The organism is Pelagibacterium lacus (genome assembly GCF_003345525.1).
In the GTDB taxonomy this organism is placed as follows: domain Bacteria; phylum Pseudomonadota; class Alphaproteobacteria; order Rhizobiales; family Devosiaceae; genus Pelagibacterium; species Pelagibacterium lacus.
In genome coordinates this window covers 88820-108795 of record NZ_QQNH01000004.1, presented here as the reverse complement: position 1 = coordinate 108795, position 19976 = coordinate 88820, and the positions used below count along the sequence as shown (strand labels likewise).

Genomic DNA, 19976 nt, shown 5'->3' with positions numbered 1-19976 from the left:
GCCATTCTTGATCTGATTGGATCAGATCAAGAGCTCTAAGTCATCGTTTGGTCGCGCTTCCGAACCGAACAAGTGGTATCCACTTGTTCTGGAAGCGCTCAGTGCGAGTCGATCTTGCTCAGGAAATAGGTGAGCGCCACGATGACGAGGGCAATGGCGGCGCCGAGATAGGCGATGCCGGCCCCCTCGGTCCAGGTCAGCGCGCGGCCGAGGAAATAGACCGACATCACGGTGATGACCACGCCCACCAGCTTGGATTTGAGATCGTCCAGCGTGCGGATCTTGAGCCAGGGCGGCAGTTGCAGATCCTGGTGGAAATAGAGCTGGTAGAGCCCGAGGGACACCACCTGCACCACCGTTGCGAGGAGGAACAGGTCGACGATCTCGATGGCCAGCAAGAGGATGTGGTCGTGGTCGGCCTCGCCACCATGGCCGAACACGATGCCATCGACGAAATGCCAGGTCTCGACCGCGCCGTAATAGATCAGCGCGATGGCGGCGAGCTGGATGGCGATCACCGGGACCAGCATGACGAGGCGCACGCCGACCCCCAGGACGCCCATGATGGGCCCCGAGGACGATGGACGCTCGGTCTCCTCCCCGGCCATCGCGGTCACTCCAGGCCGAGGCGGGCCTTGAGGATGTCGTTGACCGCCTGCGGATTGGCCTTGCCGCCGGTCTGCTTCATCACCTGTCCGACGAACCAGCCCAGCAGGCCCGGCTTGGTCTTGACCGCCTCTACCTGGCCGGGATTGCCGGCGATGATCTCATCGACGATCTTTTCGATGGCACCGGTGTCGGACACCTGCTTCATGCCGCGCGATTCGACGATTTTCGCCGGGTTACCGCCCTCGGTCCACACGATCTCGAACAGGTCCTTGGCGATCTTGCCGGAAATCTCGCCGCTGCTGATCAGGTCGACAATGCCGCCGAGCTGGCCGGCATTAAGGGGGCTGTCCTCGATGGCCAGCCCTTCCTTGGACAGCCGGCCGAAGAATTCATTGATCACCCAGTTGGCGGCGAGCTTGCCGTCGCGGCCCCGGGCCACGTCCTCGTAGAAATCGGCATAGCGGCGGTCGGAGACCAGCACCGAGGCGTCGTAATGGGTGACGCCGTAATCGCGGACCAGCCGGGCGCTCTTTTCGTCCGGCAGCTCGGGAAGATCCTTGGCCAGCATGGCGATGAAGGCGTCGTCGAATTCGAGCGGCAGCAGGTCGGGATCGGGGAAGTAGCGATAGTCGTGCGCTTCCTCCTTGGAGCGCATGGAGCGCGTCTGGCCGGTCTTGGGATCGTAGAGCCGGGTCTCCTGGTCGATGCTGCCGCCATCCTCGAGAATGTCGATCTGGCGCCGCGCCTCATACTCGATGGCCTGGCCGGCAAAGCGCACGGAATTGACGTTCTTGATCTCGCAGCGCGTGCCGAACTCCCCGCCCGGGCGGCGGACGGAAACGTTGATGTCGGCCCGCATGGAGCCCTGCTCCATATTGCCGTCGCAGGTGCCCAGATAGCGCAGGATGGTGCGCAGCTTGGAGAGATAGGCCTTGGCCTCGTCCGAGGAGCGCAGGTCGGGCTTGGAGACGATCTCCATCAGCGCCACCCCCGAGCGGTTGAGATCGACGAAGCTCATATTGGGGTGCTGGTCGTGGATCGACTTGCCGGCGTCCTGCTCGAGATGCAGGCGCTCGATGCCGATCTCGACCTCACCGTCCTCGCCCAGATCGAGCAGCACCTTGCCCTCGCCCACGATGGGGTCCTTGAACTGGGAGATCTGATAGCCCTGCGGCAGGTCGGGATAAAAATAGTTCTTGCGGTCGAACACCGAGCGCTTGTTGATCTGCGCCTTGAGCCCCAGGCCGGTGCGCACGGCCTGGCGCACGCATTCCTCGTTGATCACCGGCAGCATGCCCGGCATGGCGGCATCGACGAAGCTGACATTGGCGTTGGGCGGATTGCCGAACTCGGTCGAGGAGCCGGAAAACAGCTTGGATTCCGACGTGACCTGAGCATGCACCTCCATGCCGATGACCATCTCCCAATCGCCCGTGGCACCGGCGATGAAATATTTGGGGTTTGGGGTGCGTGTGTCGACAATGCTCATAGGGGCAAACCTGCTCGATTGCTCGGGCGCGATACCGCGCGGAAATATGGTGTCGGGGATAAATCAAAAGCGGGCAAGAGACTAGTGGGCGGTGACCACGAGTTGCTTTTCCATACGCACTTTTTCCACCCGCTGGCCGAGCATGCGCGAGAATTTGGTGCCCCGCCACACGATGCCATAGCCCTCGCGGGCGTAAAAGCGGATGGCGCCGCCATTTTCCGCATGGGTCTCGAGCACCGAGACATCGTGCCCGGCGCGGAAAATGTCCTGCTCGACCACCGAGAGCAGCGCCCGACCGATTCCCTTGCGCTGATGCTCGGGAGCGACCCAGAGATCGGAAATATAGTCGCTCATCGGCTCGCGCGCCCCCCAGCCGACCAGGACGCCGTCCTGCTCGGCGACGGTGATCGCGTCGGTGGCGGTGATGCAGAAGAGCTGGAAAGACAATTCGAGCGCCGCCCGCTCGGCGGCGATGCCGGCATCGGTTTCCGGATCGATGATGTGGCGCATGCTCGAATCCCAGGCGGCAAAGCCCAGCCGTCCGAGCTTGTCGGCTTCGGCGATGGAGGCGCGGCGCAGGGTCAGCGGATCGAGCATGGTCTCGCTCTACTTTTTCCGGTTCCGGGCGATGATGATGCCCTTTTCATAATTGATATTCCAGTCAATTAATGTGCGCCAGATCAGTTCGGCCTGATCCTCGTCCAGATCGAGCTCCAGCGCCTGCGCGCGACGCTTGGCGATGACCGCATCGATCCGCACCGGATCGTTGGCCTCGTGGGGATCGGTCTTGATCTCGGCCATGCGCGTCACATAGGCGTGCCGTTCGGCGAACAGTTCGACCAGCGCGCGATCGATCCGGTCGATCTCGGCGCGGACATCGTCCTTGGTTTCACAGGCGGCGGGCAGTTTTGTGGCAGTCATCGGCATGGTCCCGGTTTCTTGAAGCGTGAGGTGTGCATCGCCCGCCGGGATTTTTCAACCTTTGGATGGGCGGGCTTGCCAGCCGAACGGCCGCAGCATAAACTTTTGGTCATGTGTAATCTGTCTGAGACCTGCTGATGCCCGGCCAAAAAGGCTGGGCTGAAATCGAACCCACCGACCTCCCGGCGCTATGCGGGGCGGAGCGGTTTTGTTCGACTGGCGGCATGCCGCCTTTTCTGAAGCAGACAGACATTCATGGACATTTCCAGAGACGAACAGCGCGTGCTGCACGCGCTGGCCCAGGGTGGGCACATACACCCCATCAAGGATTCGCGCGGCAAGATCACCGACATCGAATGCTACAATCGCGACGGCTGGCTCTTTACCCAGTGCGACATGGCCCTGTTCAAAAAACTGCGCCGTCGCAAGACGATCGCCTCGCAGAACGGCGGCCCCTACCGCATTACGCGCCGGGGCATCGTTCTGGTGCGCAGCCAGGTCGACAACCGGTAACAACCTTTGGATGGGTGGGGCAGGCTCAGCGCCCCCCTCATCCGACCTTTCGCTATCGCGAAAGCCCACCTTCTCCCACCAGGGGAGAAGGGAAGTCCCGCGGGACCTAAGGCGTCAGTGGCGGGGGGCGTCGGAAAGCATCATGGCCATGTGTTCCCATTCCTGGGATACAGAGGGCGCGGTGCGGCGTTTGCCGGAGCGGCGATACCAGTAGTCGGCATTGCCCATGTCCGCCTCGATCCAGTGCAGCAGCGCATGCACCCAGTCGAATGCCTGGACGCCTTCCATCTGCTGCACGATGCGATGGGCTTCCTCCCATTCGGGACCCATGCGGAATTCGCCCTTGCGCACCCACCACAGCGCCTGAAGCGGCAGGCTGAGATCCTTGGGCGGGGCGGACCAATCGAGGGAGGTGAAGATGTCGGACATGTCGGAAAGCGGAAACCTGTCTGCTGAAAGGGAGATAAAGGGGTTCAGTTAGTCCCTCGCGGGCCCAAGTGCAACATGGGCCAAGTCTATCGGGACCGGGGGAAGGGCCGGATGCCGAGCGGGCGGACGAGGTCGGCCAACTGGTCCTCCGACACCTTCATGCCGGCAAAGCCCGCCATCTGCGTCACGTCGACGCCGAACAGGGTGCAATCGCGCAGGTCGGCATTGTCGAGAATGGCGCCGTTGAGATTGGCTTCGCTCAAATCCGAACCGCGCAGATCGGCGCCGCCCAGCGAGACCTGGCGCAGATCGGCCTGGCGCAGGCTGCATTCGGCGAAGGTGCAGTCGTCGAGCCGCCCGCCCCGCAGGCTCGCCATGTCGAGCAGCGTCGAAACGAAGGTGACGCGGGAGACGGCCAGCCGGCTCGAAGCCTGCTTGGAAAAGCGGGCATCCTCGAAATCGGCCCCGGCCGCCTTGCAGCGGGTGAAGCTGGTGCCGAACAGCCCGGCCAGCCCGAACCGGGCCATGGCCAGATTGCAGTTCTCGAAGGTGGCGCCATCGAGATCGGCACAGCCGAAATCGCAGCCCTCGCGCGCCTCGCCGTCAAAGAAGGTGCATCCGGAAAACACCGCATCGGTGAGGTTGGCGCCGGCGAACCGCACGCGCTCGAAGGTGCAGTTCTCGAACCGGGCGCCGGTCAGTTCCGCATCGACCAGCCCGCAATGGCGGAAAACGCAATGGCGCGCCACAAGCGCGCCATCGGGAAGGTCGGTCCAGTCGATATCCGACAGATCGGCATGTTCGACCGGCTTGCCGGCGAGGAGCAGCCCTTCGAGCTGCCCCTGCCCCATCACCACCATTTGGCTGGAGCCAGATCGAGCGCGGCGCTTCTTTCGATGACGCGGCCAGCGGCGAAGAGGGTTTCCTCGTCGAACGGCTTGCCGATCAGCTGCAACCCCAGAGGAAGCCCCTGCGCGTCCTTGCCGGCCGGCACGCCGATGCCCGGCAGGCCCGCCATGTTGACGGTGACGGTGAAGACGTCGTTGAGATACATCTTGACCGGATCGGCCGCCATGTCCTGATCGGCGACGCCGAAGGCCGCCGAAGGCGTGGCCGGGGTCAGGATGGCATCGACGCCGGCGTTGAAGGCCTCCTCGAAATCGCGCTTGATCAGCGTGCGCACCTTCTGGGCGCGCACGTAATAGGCGTCGTAATAGCCCGCCGACAGCACATAGGTGCCGATCATCACGCGGCGCTTGACCTCGCGGCCGAAGCCTTCGGCGCGGGTCAGCTCGTACATGTCGGTGATGTCCTTGCCGGTGACGCGCAATCCGTAGCGCACCCCGTCATAGCGGGCGAGGTTGGACGAGGCCTCGGCGGGCGAGACCACGTAATAGGCCGGCAGCGCATATTTGGTGTGCGGCAGGGAAATGTCCCGGATCGTCGCGCCCTCGGCCTTGAGCCATTCCAGCCCCTGCTGCCAGAGCGTTTCGATCTCGGCGGGCATGCCGTCCATGCGGTATTCCCTGGGAACCCCGATGACCAGCCCCTTGACGCCGCGCTCGACGGCGGCGGCGAAATCGGGCACGGCGAGGTCGGCCGAGGTGGAATCCTTTGCATCGAACCCGCTCATCGAAGCCAGCATCAGGGCGCTGTCTTCCACCGAGCGGGCGATCGAACCGGCCTGATCCAGTGAGGAGGCATAGGCGACGACGCCCCAGCGCGAGCAGCGGCCATAGGTCGGCTTGATGCCCACCGTGCCGGTGAAGGCAGCGGGCTGGCGGATGGAGCCGCCGGTATCGGTGGCGGTGGCGCCGGCACACATCCATGCGGCGACCGCGGCGGCCGAACCGCCCGAAGACCCGCCGGCCACCAGGGCCTTGCTGCTGCCCTCGCCGCGCCAGGGATTGACGACCGGGCCGTAATAGGAGGTTTCGTTGGACGAGCCCATGGCGAATTCGTCCATGTTGAGCTTGCCCAGCATCACGGCGCCGTCGCGCCACAGATTGGCGGTGACGGTGGATTCATATTCGGGCTTGAAGCCGTCAAGGATATGGCTGGCCGCCTGGGTGTGGACGCCCTTCGTTGCAAAGAGATCCTTGATGCCCAAAGGCACCCCTTCGAGCGGCCCGGCCTCGCCCTGAGCGATGCGGGCGTCGGAGGCCCGGGCCATGGAGCGGGCCGCGTCGGCGGTTATGGCCACATAGGCATTGAGCTTGTCGTTGCCGGCTTCGATGGCGGCGAGATAGGCGTCGGTCGCTTCGAGCGCGGTGAAGTCCTTGCGGACCAGGCCATCGCGCAGGTCCTTGAGGCTGAGGCGGGTGAGATTGTCCATGATCACTCCACCACCTTGGGCACCATGAAGAAATTGTCTTCCGAGATCGGCGCGTTGGCGACGATCTGTTCGGCATAGCCGCCATCGGTGACCGTATCGTCGCGACGGCGCAATTGCATGGGGGTCACCGAGGTCATCGGCTCCACGCCTTCGATATCAACCTCGCCCAATTGCTCGACGAAACCGAGAATGGCGTTGATCTCGCCCTCGAAGGCGGCGACTTCCTCTTCGGTGATCCGGATGCGGGCGAGGCGCCCGATGCGTCTTACGGTATCGGCGTCGACCGACATGCAAGTCTCCTGGTGACTGTATGAAATCGTAATGCGGCTTTTAGCAATGTGGCCCGCGCAAACGCAATCGGCAAATCCCGCTAGACCTCAACCGCCATTCCCGGTTCGAGAACGATAAGGCTCGCATCGCCCAGATGCGACGCCAGCGCCTCGAAGGCAACATCGATCTCCCCCTGGTCCAGCGCCAATGCAATGAGCCGGGGGCGGGCGATATCGAGAAGCGCGGTTCCATGCGCGGCGCATTGGGCGGCACTGCCCGAAAGGACCGCCACCGCGCCATCGGCCCAGATGCCCCATCTTGTGCCGGCATCGGCGTGGTCGAGGACCAGAAGCCCGTCATCGAGGGAATCGGCGACCAGCCCGCTGTCCCCCAGGCGATAGAGCCGCAGCCCCTCCTCGCCCTCCTCGTCGATCAGCCGCATGCGGCGGCGGGGACGCCAGAGTTCGGGATCGAAATCGGCCAGCGCCGGGCTGGTCGACCCGATGACCGTATCGGCGCCCGAAACCAGTTCCCCGGCATCGATTCCCGCCGGGGCGCTCTGGGGGTCGATGACCAGGATGCGGCCGGCGATCTGGATGCGGAAGCTCATGGCGGCAAACCAGGTGATCTTCATTTTCACGTCGTGTCCCTTGCCAGCGCGGTCGGAACCTGCTGATAAGCTGCCAGACACCAGCCCGCAAGGCCAGACGATGACCGATCCAGAAAGCCCCCTCGCCGCCCTCGCCCCCTCGGGCAAGCTGATGGGGCTCGACCTGGGGACCAAGACCATCGGCGTCGCCATCTCCGACGCGCTGCGGATGACCGCCTCGCCCATAGAGACCATCAAGCGCACGAAATTCACCGCCGATGCCGAGCGGCTGATGGCGCTGGTCGCCGGGAACGCGGTGACCGGCATCGTCGTCGGCCTGCCGCTCAACATGGATGGCTCGGAAGGCCCCCGCGCGCAATCGACCCGCGCCTTCGTGCGCAATCTCAAGCAGAAGATCGACCTGCCCATCGCGTTCTGGGACGAACGGCTCTCCACCATGGCGGTGACACGCACCATGATCGAGGCCGATCTGTCGCGGGCGCGGCAGGCCGAAGTGGTCGACAAGCTCGCGGCGAGCTACATCCTACAAGGGGCGCTGGAGCGGCTGCGGCGGGGATAGGCCGGGGAAGTCACAGGAATTTCCGGACCCGGGCTTGCCGCCCCCTGCCCCATGGGGTACGCACCGCCAGTCGAAAGCGGAAATGACGATGGCACGACGACAGCCGGAACACCCCGATGGCCCCAAGGGCGCGTTTCTTCCCTTCCGTCATCGGCACCTTCTGGGCATCGCCCAGCTCAACCCGGTCGAGATCATCGATCTCATCGACCGCGCCGAGGCGATGATCCCCATATCGCGCCAGCAGAAGACCCTGCCCAACCTCGCCGGCAAGACGCAGATCAACCTGTTCTTCGAGAACTCCACCCGCACCCAGGCGAGCTTCGAGATCGCCGGCAAGCGGCTGGGGGCGACGGTGATGAACATGGCCGTCAACACCTCCTCGGTGGCCAAGGGCGAAACGCTGGTCGATACCGCGGCGACGCTGAACGCCATGCAGCCCGACGCCATCGTCGTGCGGCACGGCTCCTCCGGCGCGGTGGAACTGCTGAGCCAGAAGGTCGGGTGCGCAGTGGTCAATGCCGGGGACGGCGCCCATGAGCACCCCACCCAGGCGCTGCTCGATGCCCTGACCATCCGCCGGCACAAGGGGCGGCTCAACGGGCTGACCATCGCGATCTGCGGCGACATCGCCAATTCGCGCGTGGCGCGCTCCAACCTCATCCTCCTCGGAGCCATGCAGGCCCGGACCCGGGTGATCGCGCCGAAATCGCTGCTGCCGCGCGGGGTCGAGCAGATGGCCTCGGAAGTGTTCACCGACATGCGCGAAGGCCTCAGGGGCGCCGATGTGGTGATGATGCTGCGCCTCCAGAACGAGCGCGCCTCAGGCAAGCTCATCCCCTCGGTGCGCGAGTATTACAGGTTCTACGGGCTGGACGCGGAAAAGCTCGCCCACGCCAATGCCGACGCGCTGGTCATGCATCCCGGCCCGATGAATCGCGGCGTCGAGATCGATCCCGCCGTCGCCGACGGGCCGCAATCGGTGATCACCGAGCAGGTGGAAATGGGGGTCGCGGTGCGCATGGCGGTGCTCGATGCCCTGCTCGACAAGGAGGGCGAGGATGCATAGGCCGCTCCTTATCGAAAACGCGCGCATCGTCGATCCGGCCAGCAATGCCGATTTCTCCGGCGCCGTCCTCGTCGAAAATGGGGTGATCGCCGATATCGCGCAAGGCGCCCTACCCGGCGCGCCGGACAAATGCCGGCGCATCGACGCCAAGGGGCTGGTGCTGGCGCCGGGCCTCATCGACATGCGGGTGTTCACCGGCGAGCCGGGGCATGAATATCGCGAGACGCTGCAAAGCGCCGGACGGGCCGCGGCGGCCGGGGGCGTCACCTCCATGCTGGTGATGCCCGACACCCAGCCGGTGATCGATGATGGGGCGCTGGTGGAATTCATCGCGCGCCATGCGGCGGCGACCACCTGCGTCAACGTGCTGCCCTCCGCCGCCATCACCAAGGGCACAGAAGGGTGCGAACTCACCGAATTCGGCCTGCTGCGCGAGGCCGGGGCGGTCTGCTTCACCGAAGGACGCAAATCGCTGCAAAGCGCCGCCGTGATGCGGGCGGCCATGATCTATGCCACCAATTTCGATGCCCCAATCGTCCACCTGCCCCTCGAGGCGAGCCTCGCGGCGGACGGGGTGATGAATGCCGGCCCCCTCGCCACCTTCCGCGGCCTCAAGGGAATCGCGGTGGAGGCCGAGACCATTCCGCTGGACCGCGACCTGCAACTGGCCCTCGCCACCGGCGCCCGCTACCACGCCGCACAGATCTCGACGGCGCGGGCGGCGGAGATTGCCGAGGCCTACAAGGGCCGCAGCGCCGGGGTTTCGGTGGGCGTATCGATCAACGCCCTCTGCCTCAACGAAAACGACGTAGGCTCGTATCGCACCTTCTTCAAGCTGGCCCCGCCCCTGCGCAGCGAGGACGACCGGCTGGCGCTGGTCGAAGCGCTGAGGACCGGGGTGATCGACACCATCCATTCCGATCATGATCCGCAGGACAGCGAGGTCAAGCGCCAGCCTTTCGCCGACGCGGCCATCGGCGCGATCGGGCTCGAGACGCTGCTCCCGGCGGCGCTGCGGCTCCACCACGCCGGCGATGTCGATCTCATGACCCTGCTGCGGGCCATGACCGTGCGCCCGGCCGAAATCCTCGGCCTCGATGCCGGCCGCATCGCCAGGGGTGCCCCGGCCGATCTGTGCCTCATCGATCCGGACTATCCCTGGATCGTCGAGGAAGCTACCATCCGCTCGCGCTCGCGCAACACCACCTTCGAGAACGCGCGCATGACCGGCAAGGTCATGCTGACCATCGTGGGGGGCAAAGTGGTTTTTGAGGAGGACGCCGCCGCATGATCGACTATGCGCTGGCCATCGTCACGGGATATCTGCTCGGCTCGATCCCCTTTGGCCTGATCGCCACCAACGCCGCCGGGCTCGGCGACGTGCGCAAGATCGGCTCGGGCAATATCGGGGCGACCAATGTGGCGCGCACCGGCCGCAAGGACCTGGTCGCCATCACCCTGGTCGGCGATATCGGCAAGGGCGTCGCCGCCGTGCTGATCGCCCGATGGCTGTGGGGCAACGAAGCGGCGCTGTTCGCCGGCGTCGCCGCCTTTCTCGGCCACATCTTTCCGGTCTGGCTCGGCTTCAAGGGCGGCAAGGGGGTGGCGACCTATGTGGGCATCCTCCTGGCGCTCAACTGGACGATCGGGCTGATCTTTTGCGCCGTGTGGCTGCTCATCGCCTTCGCCCAGCGCTATTCCTCGCTGGCGGCGCTGACCGCGGCGGCCACCGCGCCGATGTTCGCCTTCGCCTTTTCCGGCCCCGAACTCACCTGGGCGACGGGCTTTCTTTCCATCATGCTGTTCATCACCCATCGCGGCAACATCAAGCGCCTGATCGCCGGCACGGAAAGCCGGATGGGCGAAAAGAAGACCGCAGGCTAGCCCCATGACGGCCGGGGCGCGCACGAATTCCCTGTCGTCGCAGCGTGTTTCCTGGCTCCGCCTGATCCGGTGCGACACTGTCGGCCCCTCGACCTTCCGCACGCTGATCAACCGGTTCGGCTCCGCCGAAGCGGCGCTTGAGGCCCTACCCGGCCTCGCCCGGCGCGGCGGACGCACCATCTCCATCCCCTCGCTCGCCCAGATCGAGGATGAGATCGCCCGGGTGGAGGCCATGGGCGCGCGCCTCGTCACCATGGGCGACCCCGCCTATCCGCCGCATCTGCGCCATGTGGCCGGCCCGCCCCCGGTCCTCACCCTCATGGGCGGCGCCCTCACGGCGCAACCACGAACGGTGGGCATCGTCGGCGCCCGCAATGCCTCGGCGGCCGGGCGGCGCATGGCCCAGATCCTCGCCACAGACCTGGGCCGCGAGGGCTATGCCGTGGTCTCCGGCCTCGCGCGGGGAATCGACGCCGCCGCGCATCAGGCGGCGCTCGAAGGCGGCACGATCGCGGTGATGGCGGGCGGGTTGGACAGGATCTACCCGGCGGAAAATGTCGGGCTGGCGCAGGCCATCGTCGACCATGGCGGCGCGCTGGTCACCGAAATGCCGCTGGGCTGGGAGCCCCGGGCCCGCGACTTTCCCCGGCGCAACCGGCTGGTTTCGGGGATTTCGCTCGGCGTGGTCATCGTCGAGGCGGCCAAGCGCTCGGGTTCGCTGATCACTGCCCGCATGGCGCTCGAACAGAACCGGGAGGTGTTCGCCGTACCCGGCTCACCGCTCGATCCGCGCGCCGAAGGCGGCAACCTCCTGATCCAGCAGGGAGCAAAGCTGGTGACCGGCGCCGGGGACATCGTCGCCGAACTCACCCATGCCGACCCGTCGCGCCTGCCGCTGTTTGAGGACGACGACCTCGAAAACGCGCCCATCGATGCCGATATGGAGCCCAGCGAGGACGAACGCAGCCGCCTCGTGCAGGCCCTCAGCCACACCCCGACTGCCACCGATGCCCTGATCGAAGCGACGGGCATTCCGGCCGGAACGGTGCAGATTCTGCTGCTCGAACTCGAGCTTGCCGGGCGCATCGAACGCACGGGACAGCTGTTTGCTCTGCGCGGCTGATTGACAGAGCGGGACGTTATCACCATTTTGCCCGGACCTTGAGGGCGGGCCCTTGCCGCCCCATCTCCACCCATTCAGGGCGTTTTTTTTCCAGCTGTGCGGAGCCGTCAAAGGCATGAAAGTCGTTATCGTCGAGAGCCCGGCCAAGGCCAAGACCATCAACAAATATCTGGGCAAGGACTATGAAGTCCTCGCCAGCTTTGGCCATGTGCGCGACCTGCCCGCCAAGGACGGATCGGTGCGCCCCGACGAAGATTTCGCCATGAGCTGGGAGGTCGACACCAACTCCAAGAAGCGCCTGGCCGACATCACAAGGGCGCTCAAGGGCGCGGACGAACTGATTCTCGCCACCGACCCGGATCGCGAGGGCGAGGCGATTTCCTGGCACCTGCTCGACGCCCTCAAGGACAAGAAGGCGATCAAGAAGGACATGCCGGTCAAGCGCGTGGTGTTCAACGCCATCACCAAGGACGCGGTGACCGAGGCGATGAAGAAGCCGCGCGACATCGACGCCCCGCTTGTCGACGCCTATCTGGCGCGCCGGGCGCTCGACTATCTCGTGGGCTTCACCCTCTCCCCGATTCTGTGGCGCAAGCTGCCCGGCTCGCGCTCGGCCGGCCGCGTGCAATCGGTGGCCCTGCGGCTGGTCACCGAGCGCGAGGAAGAGATCGAGCGCTTCAAGCCCCAGGAATACTGGAGCGTGACGCCGACGCTGAACCAGGCCGGCAAGAGCTTCGAGACCCGGCTCTATTCGGTGGATGGCGAGCGGACCGACAAGCTGGCCGTCAAGACCGGCGAGGACGCCGAAGCGCTCAAGGCCGCCATAGAGCGGGGCAGTTTCACGGTGGCCAATGTCGAGCGCAAGCCCACCAAGCGCAATCCCTACGCGCCCTTCACCACCTCGACGCTGCAGCAGGACGCCTCCTCGCGGCTGAGCCTTTCGCCCTCGCGCACCATGCAGATCGCCCAGCGCCTCTACGAGGACGGACTGATCACCTATATGCGGACCGACGCCGTGCAGATGGCCCCCGAGGCGGTCGAGGCGGCGCGGCGGGTGATCGGCAAGGAATTCGGCGCCGAATATGTGCCCGAGAAGCCGCGCTTCTATTCCACCAAGGCCAAGAACGCCCAGGAGGCCCACGAGGCGATCCGCCCCACCGACCTGGGCAAGCATCCCGATACGCTGCGCAATCTCGATCCCGACCAGCACAAAATCTACCAGTTGATCTGGCGCCGCGCCCTGGCCAGCCAGATGCGCTCGGCCGAGATCGAGCGCACCACCGCCGATATCGACGTGGCCGCCGCCGGGCGCGCCATCACCCTGCGCGCCACCGGCTCGGTGGTGACCTTCCCCGGCTTCCTGGGGGTCTATGGGGTCGAAAAGACCGATGAGGACGACGAGGACGCCCGCGACCTGCCCGCCCTCAAAGTGGGCGATACCCCTGCGCTCGAAAAGGTCGAGATCGAGCAGCATTTCACCATGCCGCCGCCGCGCTACACCGAAGCGAGCCTCATCAAGAAGATGGAGGAGCTCGGCATCGGACGGCCCTCGACCTATGCCTCGACGCTGGGGACGCTTAAGGACCGCGACTATATCCGCATCGATAAGCGCGCCATCGTGCCCGAGGATCGCGGGCGGCTGGTGACGGCGTTCCTGCAGAGCTTCTTCACCAAATATGTCGAATACGGCTTCACCGCCGGGCTGGAGGAAGAGCTGGACGAGATTTCGGCCGGCGAGATCGACTACAAGGAAGTGCTGCGCCGCTTCTGGAAGGATTTCTCCCGGCAGACCGAGGAGATCAAGGACCTGCGGGTGTCCGAGGTGCTCGATGCGCTCAACGATCTTCTGGGCCACCACATCTTCCCGCCCAAGCCGGATGGCTCCGATCCGCGCCTCTGCCCCACCTGCGGCACGGGGCAGCTTTCCCTCAAGCTGGGGCGCTATGGCGCCTTTATCGGCTGCTCGAACTATCCCGAATGCCGCCACACCCAGCAACTTGCCGAAAGCGCCACGGGCCAGGCCTCCGAGGCCGCGGCGGGCGATGGCGTGCTCGGCGCCGACCCGGACACCGGCGCGGAAATCTATCTCAAGACCGGCCGCTTCGGCCCCTATGTGCAACTGGGCGAAGACGCCAAGGACGCCAAGCGCGCCAGCATCCCCAAGGGCTGGAACGCCGCCGAGATGACTCTGGAAAAGGCCATCAAGCTGCTCTCGCTGCCGCGCGAGGTGGGCCCGCATCCGGAAGACGGCAAGCCGATCACCGCCGGCATCGGGCGCTATGGCCCCTTCGTCCTGCATGAGAAGACTTACGCCAATCTCCCTGACGTGGAAGAAGTTTTCACCGTTGGCCTCAACCGCGCCGTCGACCTTCTGGCCCAGAAGCGGGCCGGTGGCGGGCGCGGCGGCCGGGCGGCGGCGCAACCAGCGATCCAGACCTTCGAGCATGAGGACGGGGCGATCACCGTGCGTTCGGGCCGCTACGGGCCCTATGTCAACCAGGGCAAGGTCAACGCCACCCTGCCCAAGGACCTGGCACCCGAGGCGGTTACCCTCGAACGCGCACTGGAACTGATTGCCGCCAAGGGGGGTTCCAAGGGCAAGCCCAAGGCGAAAGCCAAGGCACCCGCAAAGAAGGCGGCGGCCAAGAAGCCGGCGAGCAAGTCCAAGCCAGCGGCCAAGAAGAAGACGGCCGAGGCATAAAGGAGAATCATGGCCAAACGCATTTCGCAGCCCAAGGCTCCGTCCGCGAAAACGGGCAAGCGTGCGGCCAGTTTCTCGCCCGGCGAATTGCCGACCCGCGAAGCCATTCTCGAGGCGATCACCGATTTCCCAGAGATCAATTCCAAGCGCGAGATCGCCCGGCATTTCGGCATCAAGGGCGATGACCGCGTGGCGCTCAAGGTGCTGCTCAGGGACATGGAGCGCGAGGGCCTGCTGGCGCGCAAGCGCAAGGAAATCCGCCCGGTCGGCGAATTGCCCGCCGTGACCGTGCTCGATATCCCCGCCGATGCCGATCCCGACGACCTCCACGCCTTCGCGGCCAAATGGAACGACGAGGAGGGCGAAAAGCCGCGCGTCGTCGTGACCGTGGGCAAGGATGCGCGCGTGGTCCCCGCCCCGGGCGACCGCATACTCGCCCGCATCCAGCGCGGCGAGGGCACGGTGCCGCACTACACCGCGCGGCCCATGAAGGTGCTCGACAAGCCGCGCAAGGCCGATCTGGGCATCGTGCGCATGGACGATGACGGCGCGCGCCTGGTGCCCATCGAGCGCAAGGCCCGCGAGATGCGCATCCCGGCCGGCGATCTGGGCGGCGCCCGCGACGGCGACCTGGTCGAGGTCGAGGTGACGGTTTCCGGCCGGCTGATGATCCCGCGCGCCAAAGTGGTCACCGTGGTGGGCAATCCGCAATCGGAAGGCGCGGTGAGCCTCATCGCCCTGCATTCGCTCGACATCCCCTATCGCTTCCCCGCCTCCGTCCTCCAGGAAGCGAGGGCAGCGCGCGAGGCCGACATGAAGGGGCGCGAGGACTGGCGCCACATTGCGCTGGTCACCATCGACCCGCCCGACGCCAAGGACCATGACGACGCCGTCCACGCCGAGCCCGACACCGACCCCGCCAATCCCGGCGGGCACGTGATCCATGTAGCGATCGCCGACGTCGCCTATTATGTCCGCCCCGGCTCCGACATGGACCGCGAGGCCTTCCTGCGCGGCAATTCGGTCTATTTCCCCGACCGGGTGGTGCCCATGCTGCCCGAGCGCATATCGAACGATCTGTGCTCGCTGCGCGAGGGCGAGAACCGCGCCTCCATGGCGCTGCGCATCGTCATCGACGCCGAGGGCAACAAGAAGCGCCATTCCTTCCACCGGGTGACCATGCGGTCGGCGGCCAAGCTGAGCTACCAGCAGGCCCAGGCGGCGATCGACGGGCGGCCCGACGATGCGACCGGCCCCCTGCTCGAACCGGTCTTAAAGCCGCTCTGGGCGGCCTATGAGGCCCTGGCCAGGGCCCGCGACCGGCGGGGGCCGCTGGCCCTCGACCTCCCCGAACGGCGCATCCGGCTCGACGCGAACGGCATGGTGGAAGGGGTTTATGTCCCCGACCGGCTCGAAGCGCACCGGCTGATCGAGGAGATGATGATTCTTTCCAATGTCTGCGCCGCCGAGACGCTGGAAAAGCACAAATCCGGCCTGCTCTATCGCGTGCACGACGCCCCGAGCCAAGAAAAGATCGTCGCGCTCTCGGAATTCCTCCATTCGCTCGATCTGCCCATGCCGCGCAGCGACTCCCTGCGGCCGCGCGATTTCAACCAGATTCTCGCGCGGGCCGAAAAGGCCGACAAGAGCCAGCAGGTGAGCGAAATGGTGCTGCGCAGCCAGGCGCAGGCCGAATATGCGCCGGGCAATTACGGCCATTACGGGCTCAATCTCGACCGCTACGCCCATTTCACCTCGCCTATCCGCCGCTATTCCGACCTCATCGTGCATCGCGCCCTGATCCGCGCGCTGGGCCTCGGCGATGATGGGCTGACCGAGGCCGAGGAGCACCGGCTGGGCTCGATCGGCGAGCATATCTCGGCAACCGAGCGCAGGGCTATGGCGGCGGAGCGCGAAACCGCCGACCGGCTACTGGCGCAATACCTGGCCGCCCATATCGGCGCCCGCTTCCGCGGCACCATATCGGGCGTGGTCGGCGCGGGCCTCTTCGTGCGGCTCGACGAGACCGGCGCCGACGGCTTCGTGCCGGTCTCCTCGCTGGGCCAGGATTATTTCCGCTATTTCGAGGACCAGCAGGCGGTGATCGGCGAACGCACCGGCGAGCGGTTCCGCATCGGCGACAAGGTGGATGTGCGACTGCTTGAAGCAGCGCCCATGGCTGGCGCTTTGCGCTTCGAAGTTCTATCTCAGGGCGAACGGGTCAAGGCGCCCGGCCCCCTGCGTGGCCGCCGCTCGCGTTCGGCAATGCCGGCCCGCTCGTCGCGCGGCAAGCGCGCAAGGAGATAGAGCCATGGGCTTTTCGGACATCACCCAGCGCCCGGTGCGCCCGCTCTGGCCGGCCATGCTCAACGGCATGAAATGCCGCTGCCCGGCCTGCGGCGAGGGCAAGCTATTCGGCAAATATCTCAAGGTCACCGATGCCTGCGCGCATTGCGGCACCGAACTGCACCACCAGCGGGCCGACGACGCCCCGCCCTATATCGTGATCACCATAGTGGGCCATGTGGCCGTGGCCATCCTGGTGCATCTGGAGATGACGCATGCCCTGCACCCGGCGATCTATCTCGCGACCCTCGTGCCGCTGATCATCCTCATGTCGCTCTGGCTGCTGCCGGTGACCAAGGGCGCCATTGTCGGCATGCAGTGGGCGCAATACATGCACGGCTTCGATCCCTCGCCGATTTTCGATGAGATCGAGCACGACGAGCGCGCCTGAGCCGCTTGACTTTCGACGCAAAATGCATAGTTTGCGCCCAACTCAGATTTCGAGCCGTGCGTCCGTCGCACGGCCTGTTCGTTTAAAAGGCATCCGCGATGGCAAAGTCCAACACGATCAAGATCAAGCTGGTTTCGAGCGCCGACACCGGCTTCTACTACGTGACCAAGAAGAACACCCGCACCGCGACCGAGAAGCTCGCCTTCCGCAAGTATGACCCGATCGCGCGCAAGCACGTCGAATTCAAGGAAGCCAAGATCAAATAAGATCGGTTTCCGAGAAACGAAAAAAGCCCCGCCTTCGAGCGGGGCTTTTTTGTTGCGATGAATGAGTGCGGCTGGTCCGGTCCGGTTTGTCGAAGAGGCTACTCTTGTCCGGAGCCGGACCAGCCCCCTACGGAACAGGAGTTGCGGCGGACCTGAATACCGTAGGGTGTTTGCAAGAACGCCCCGTAAAGGCGTCTGTTTCGATGCCCAGACCCTACGCCCCGCCCCGCGCAAAGCCAAGCATATCCGGGGCTTTCCGGCCCTGATTCGAAATTAATAATGAAAGGTTAACCTTACCGGGGAACCGCTAGGCCGCGTCGGCGACGACCCGGTTCCGGCCCGTCCGCTTGGCGTGATAGAGCGCGATGTCGGCCCGCTTGATGATGGTTTCCGAGGTGTCGTTCTCGAAGGCGTTGAAGGCGAGGCCGACGCTGACCGTGATCGACAGCGGCCGGTCGAGGCCAACGGCGAATCCCTCGTCGGCGATGGCGCCTCGCACCCGCTCGGCGATGCTTTCGGCCTGCCGCAGGTCGGTATCGGGCATCACGACGACGAATTCCTCACCGCCATAGCGGCAGGCGAGATCGACGCCCCGTATATTGCGCTGCAGACGGGCGGCGAACTCGCGCAGCACCGCGTCGCCCACGTCATGGCCATGGGTGTCGTTGACCGGCTTGAAGAAGTCGATGTCGAGCAGCATCACCGCCATGTCGCGATTCTGCGTCTGCGCCTTGGCCAGAACCATGGCCATGTGCCGCTCGAAATAGCGGCGGTTGTAGAGCCCGGTCAATTCGTCGATGACCGCCATGGCCATGGTCGAATTGAGGCTTTCGCGCAGTTCGGCGGTATAGCGCTGGCGGCGGATCTGGGTGCGGACCCGCGCCACCAGCTCGTGGCGTTCGAGCGGGCGCATGATGAAGTCATTGACCCCCAGATCGAGCGCCTTGACCACCTTGGGGCGGTCATGCTCGTCGGCCACGAGGATGATGGGCACCGCCCGCGCCTGATCGAGATTGCGAATCTGCGAACAGATGCGCAAGGGATCGACGCCCTCGATGGCCATCGACACGATGACCAGCTCGAATCCGCCGCCCGCCATCTGCAGCACGGTATCGCTCGGCTCGGTAAGGATGGTCACATCGTGGATGTCGCGCAGATAGGACTGGAGCCGCGCCGCGCGGTTGTGGTCGGTATCGACCAGCAGGATGCGGCCGTGATCCACCCCGATCCCGTATTCGGTGCGGCTGGCATCCTCGAAGGCGATCTCGTGGCTGGTACGGGCCCGGGCGCGCAATTCGTCGCTAAGCGTCTTGAGGCGCGTGAGGCTGCGCACCCGCGCCAGCAGCTGGATATCGTCCACCGGCTTGGTGAGGAAATCATCGGCGCCGGCCTCGAGCCCCTTCACCCGGTCGGATGGCTGGTCGAGCGCGGTGATCATGACGATGGGAATATGGGCCGTCGCGGTATCGCGCTTGAGAATCTGGCTGACCTCGAACCCGTCCATGCCCGGCATCATCACGTCGAGCAGCACGATATCGATATCGCGCGAACGGCAGATGGCAATGGCCTCCGGCCCGGACGCCGCCGTCGCAACCTCGAAATATTCCGCCAGCAGCCGGGCTTCGAGCAATTTCACATTTGTCGGGATATCATCGACAATGAGCACGCGTGCAGTCACGGAATGCCTTCCCTCGGCCCCTGATCAAACCAGCCTACTCGGCCTTGCCAATGTAGCTCTCAATGGTTTCCAAAAAATGAGGCACGGAAATCGGTTTCGATATGTATCCCTCGCAACCGCCCTGCCGGATGCGCTCCTCGTCGCCCTTCATGGCGAAGGCGGTGACGGCCACCACCGGAATGGAGGCCAGCTCCTCGTCTTCCTTGAGCCATTTGGTGACCACCAGCCCCGACACTTCGGGAAGCTGGATATCCATCAAGATGAGGTCCGGTCGGTGTTCCCGTGCCAGATCGAGCGCTTCCATGCCGTTGCGGGTCTGGATGGTGCGGTAACCGCGCGACTCCAGCAGATCGTGGAAGAGCTTCATATTGAGCTCGTTATCCTCCACGATCATCACTGTCTTGGCCATGGCGTCCTCGCTGCCCCGCCCATGCGGCGCTTTCGATTGTCGTTAGGTTGCGGTATCAGCAATATCTTACGAAACCAGAAATACCCTGAGTCCCGGCCATGCGCGAGAGCCCCGAAACCGCTGACCTCATGACCGTCGGCGAGGCCTGCCTCAACTGGCTGGTCGCCGACGTCTCCGAGCTCGAACGCTTCATGGCGCTGGCCGGCTATTCGCCCCAGCGGCTGCGCGAATCGGTGGGCACGCCCGCCCTCGCCGAGGGCCTCGTCGACTATTTCGGCCGCAACGAAGCGCTGCTGCTGGCCATGTGCGCCAATGCCGGGCTCGACGTCAATCGCGTGATGCGGCTCTGGCACGGCCTCAACCCGCAGAGCTGAACC

General features: G+C 65.2%; 22 protein-coding genes. 11 read left to right on the top strand and 11 right to left on the bottom strand.

The genetic code is table 11. The features are described from left to right. Positions 1–98 precede the first annotated feature (98 nt). The 4 genes from DVH29_RS04600 to DVH29_RS04585 all read right to left on the bottom strand — a co-directional run bounded on the left by DVH29_RS04600 (position 99) and on the right by DVH29_RS04585 (position 3019). Entirely contained in the window at positions 99–608 is a 510-nt protein-coding gene (locus tag DVH29_RS04600; protein WP_114644984.1) for a YqhA family protein, read from the bottom strand. 5 nt (positions 609–613) lie between these two features. Continuing rightward, positions 614–2098, bottom strand: a complete 1485-nt coding sequence (gene gatB, locus DVH29_RS04595; protein WP_114644983.1) for an Asp-tRNA(Asn)/Glu-tRNA(Gln) amidotransferase subunit GatB — start codon at positions 2096–2098, stop codon at positions 614–616. Between the two features lie 81 nt (positions 2099–2179). Continuing rightward, on the bottom strand, positions 2180–2695 hold the full coding sequence (locus tag DVH29_RS04590; RefSeq protein ID WP_114644982.1) for a GNAT family N-acetyltransferase: 516 nt from the start codon (positions 2693–2695) through the stop codon (positions 2180–2182). A gap of 9 nt (positions 2696–2704) precedes the next feature. After that, positions 2705–3019: a chorismate mutase gene (locus DVH29_RS04585; RefSeq protein WP_114644981.1), complete on the bottom strand. Its 315-nt coding sequence runs from the start codon at positions 3017–3019 to the stop codon at positions 2705–2707. 255 nt (positions 3020–3274) lie between these two features. Between DVH29_RS04585 and DVH29_RS04580 the strand changes: the two genes are divergently transcribed. Further along, positions 3275–3532 carry a YjhX family toxin gene (locus DVH29_RS04580; RefSeq protein ID WP_114644980.1) on the top strand — a complete coding sequence of 86 codons (258 nt, stop codon included), beginning with the start codon at positions 3275–3277 and terminating at the stop codon, positions 3530–3532. Positions 3533–3646: 114 nt separating this feature from the next. Here DVH29_RS04580 and DVH29_RS04575 read toward each other — a convergent pair whose 3' ends face one another. From DVH29_RS04575 to DVH29_RS04555, 5 genes are all read right to left on the bottom strand, one after another. Further along, on the bottom strand, positions 3647–3961 hold the full coding sequence (locus tag DVH29_RS04575; RefSeq protein ID WP_245944878.1) for a hypothetical protein: 315 nt from the start codon (positions 3959–3961) through the stop codon (positions 3647–3649). 86 nt (positions 3962–4047) lie between these two features. Then, a complete protein-coding gene (locus DVH29_RS04570; RefSeq protein ID WP_158541555.1) occupies positions 4048–4812 on the bottom strand; it encodes a pentapeptide repeat-containing protein in 765 nt (254 codons plus the stop codon). Continuing rightward, a complete protein-coding gene (gene gatA, locus DVH29_RS04565; protein WP_114644978.1) occupies positions 4812–6296 on the bottom strand; it encodes an Asp-tRNA(Asn)/Glu-tRNA(Gln) amidotransferase subunit GatA in 1485 nt (494 codons plus the stop codon). The genes DVH29_RS04570 and gatA overlap by 1 nt, the downstream gene beginning before the upstream one ends. Before the next feature lie 2 nt (positions 6297–6298). Then, positions 6299–6586: an Asp-tRNA(Asn)/Glu-tRNA(Gln) amidotransferase subunit GatC gene (gene gatC, locus DVH29_RS04560; RefSeq protein ID WP_114644977.1), complete on the bottom strand. Its 288-nt coding sequence runs from the start codon at positions 6584–6586 to the stop codon at positions 6299–6301. An 80-nt stretch (positions 6587–6666) separates the two neighbouring features. After that, on the bottom strand, positions 6667–7200 hold the full coding sequence (locus tag DVH29_RS04555; protein ID WP_114644976.1) for a hypothetical protein: 534 nt from the start codon (positions 7198–7200) through the stop codon (positions 6667–6669). A 76-nt stretch (positions 7201–7276) separates the two neighbouring features. On the opposite strand from DVH29_RS04555, the gene ruvX reads away from it, so the two are divergent. The 9 genes from ruvX to rpmG all read left to right on the top strand — a co-directional run bounded on the left by ruvX (position 7277) and on the right by rpmG (position 17512). Next, entirely contained in the window at positions 7277–7735 is a 459-nt protein-coding gene (gene ruvX / locus DVH29_RS04550; RefSeq protein WP_114644975.1) for a Holliday junction resolvase RuvX, read from the top strand. An 88-nt stretch (positions 7736–7823) separates the two neighbouring features. Then, the gene (locus DVH29_RS04545) at positions 7824–8801 is read left to right on the top strand and encodes an aspartate carbamoyltransferase catalytic subunit (protein ID WP_199562521.1); all 978 of its coding nucleotides are present in this window, start codon (positions 7824–7826) and stop codon (positions 8799–8801) included. Continuing rightward, positions 8794–10092: a dihydroorotase gene (gene pyrC, locus DVH29_RS04540; RefSeq protein ID WP_114644974.1), complete on the top strand. Its 1299-nt coding sequence runs from the start codon at positions 8794–8796 to the stop codon at positions 10090–10092. Before DVH29_RS04545 ends, pyrC begins: the two co-directional genes overlap by 8 nt. Next, complete coding sequence (plsY, locus tag DVH29_RS04535; protein ID WP_114644973.1) at positions 10089–10685, top strand: glycerol-3-phosphate 1-O-acyltransferase PlsY; 597 nt, start codon at positions 10089–10091, stop codon at positions 10683–10685. The genes pyrC and plsY overlap by 4 nt, the downstream gene beginning before the upstream one ends. A 4-nt stretch (positions 10686–10689) precedes the next feature. Further along, positions 10690–11808, top strand: a complete 1119-nt coding sequence (gene dprA / locus DVH29_RS04530) for a DNA-processing protein DprA (protein ID WP_114644972.1) — start codon at positions 10690–10692, stop codon at positions 11806–11808. A 115-nt stretch (positions 11809–11923) separates the two neighbouring features. Next, a complete protein-coding gene (gene topA, locus DVH29_RS04525) occupies positions 11924–14509 on the top strand; it encodes a type I DNA topoisomerase (RefSeq protein WP_114644971.1) in 2586 nt (861 codons plus the stop codon). Positions 14510–14518: 9 nt separating this feature from the next. Continuing rightward, a complete protein-coding gene (gene rnr / locus DVH29_RS04520; protein ID WP_114644970.1) occupies positions 14519–16816 on the top strand; it encodes a ribonuclease R in 2298 nt (765 codons plus the stop codon). A gap of 4 nt (positions 16817–16820) precedes the next feature. Then, positions 16821–17246 (top strand): DUF983 domain-containing protein, encoded by a 426-nt coding sequence (locus DVH29_RS04515; RefSeq protein ID WP_114644969.1) that lies wholly within the window; start codon positions 16821–16823, stop codon positions 17244–17246. Positions 17247–17344: 98 nt separating this feature from the next. After that, positions 17345–17512 (top strand): 50S ribosomal protein L33, encoded by a 168-nt coding sequence (gene rpmG / locus DVH29_RS04510; RefSeq protein WP_114644968.1) that lies wholly within the window; start codon positions 17345–17347, stop codon positions 17510–17512. A 307-nt stretch (positions 17513–17819) separates the two neighbouring features. Here the strand turns inward: rpmG and DVH29_RS04505 are convergent, their stop codons facing one another. Together DVH29_RS04505 and DVH29_RS04500 are read right to left on the bottom strand one after the other, a co-directional pair. Further along, the gene (locus DVH29_RS04505) at positions 17820–19190 is read right to left on the bottom strand and encodes a PleD family two-component system response regulator (protein ID WP_114644967.1); all 1371 of its coding nucleotides are present in this window, start codon (positions 19188–19190) and stop codon (positions 17820–17822) included. A gap of 34 nt (positions 19191–19224) precedes the next feature. Further along, positions 19225–19599, bottom strand: a complete 375-nt coding sequence (locus DVH29_RS04500) for a response regulator (RefSeq protein ID WP_114644966.1) — start codon at positions 19597–19599, stop codon at positions 19225–19227. A 98-nt stretch (positions 19600–19697) separates the two neighbouring features. On the opposite strand from DVH29_RS04500, the gene DVH29_RS04495 reads away from it, so the two are divergent. Further along, complete coding sequence (locus DVH29_RS04495) at positions 19698–19973, top strand: DUF3572 family protein (protein ID WP_114644965.1); 276 nt, start codon at positions 19698–19700, stop codon at positions 19971–19973. Positions 19974–19976 lie beyond the last annotated feature (3 nt).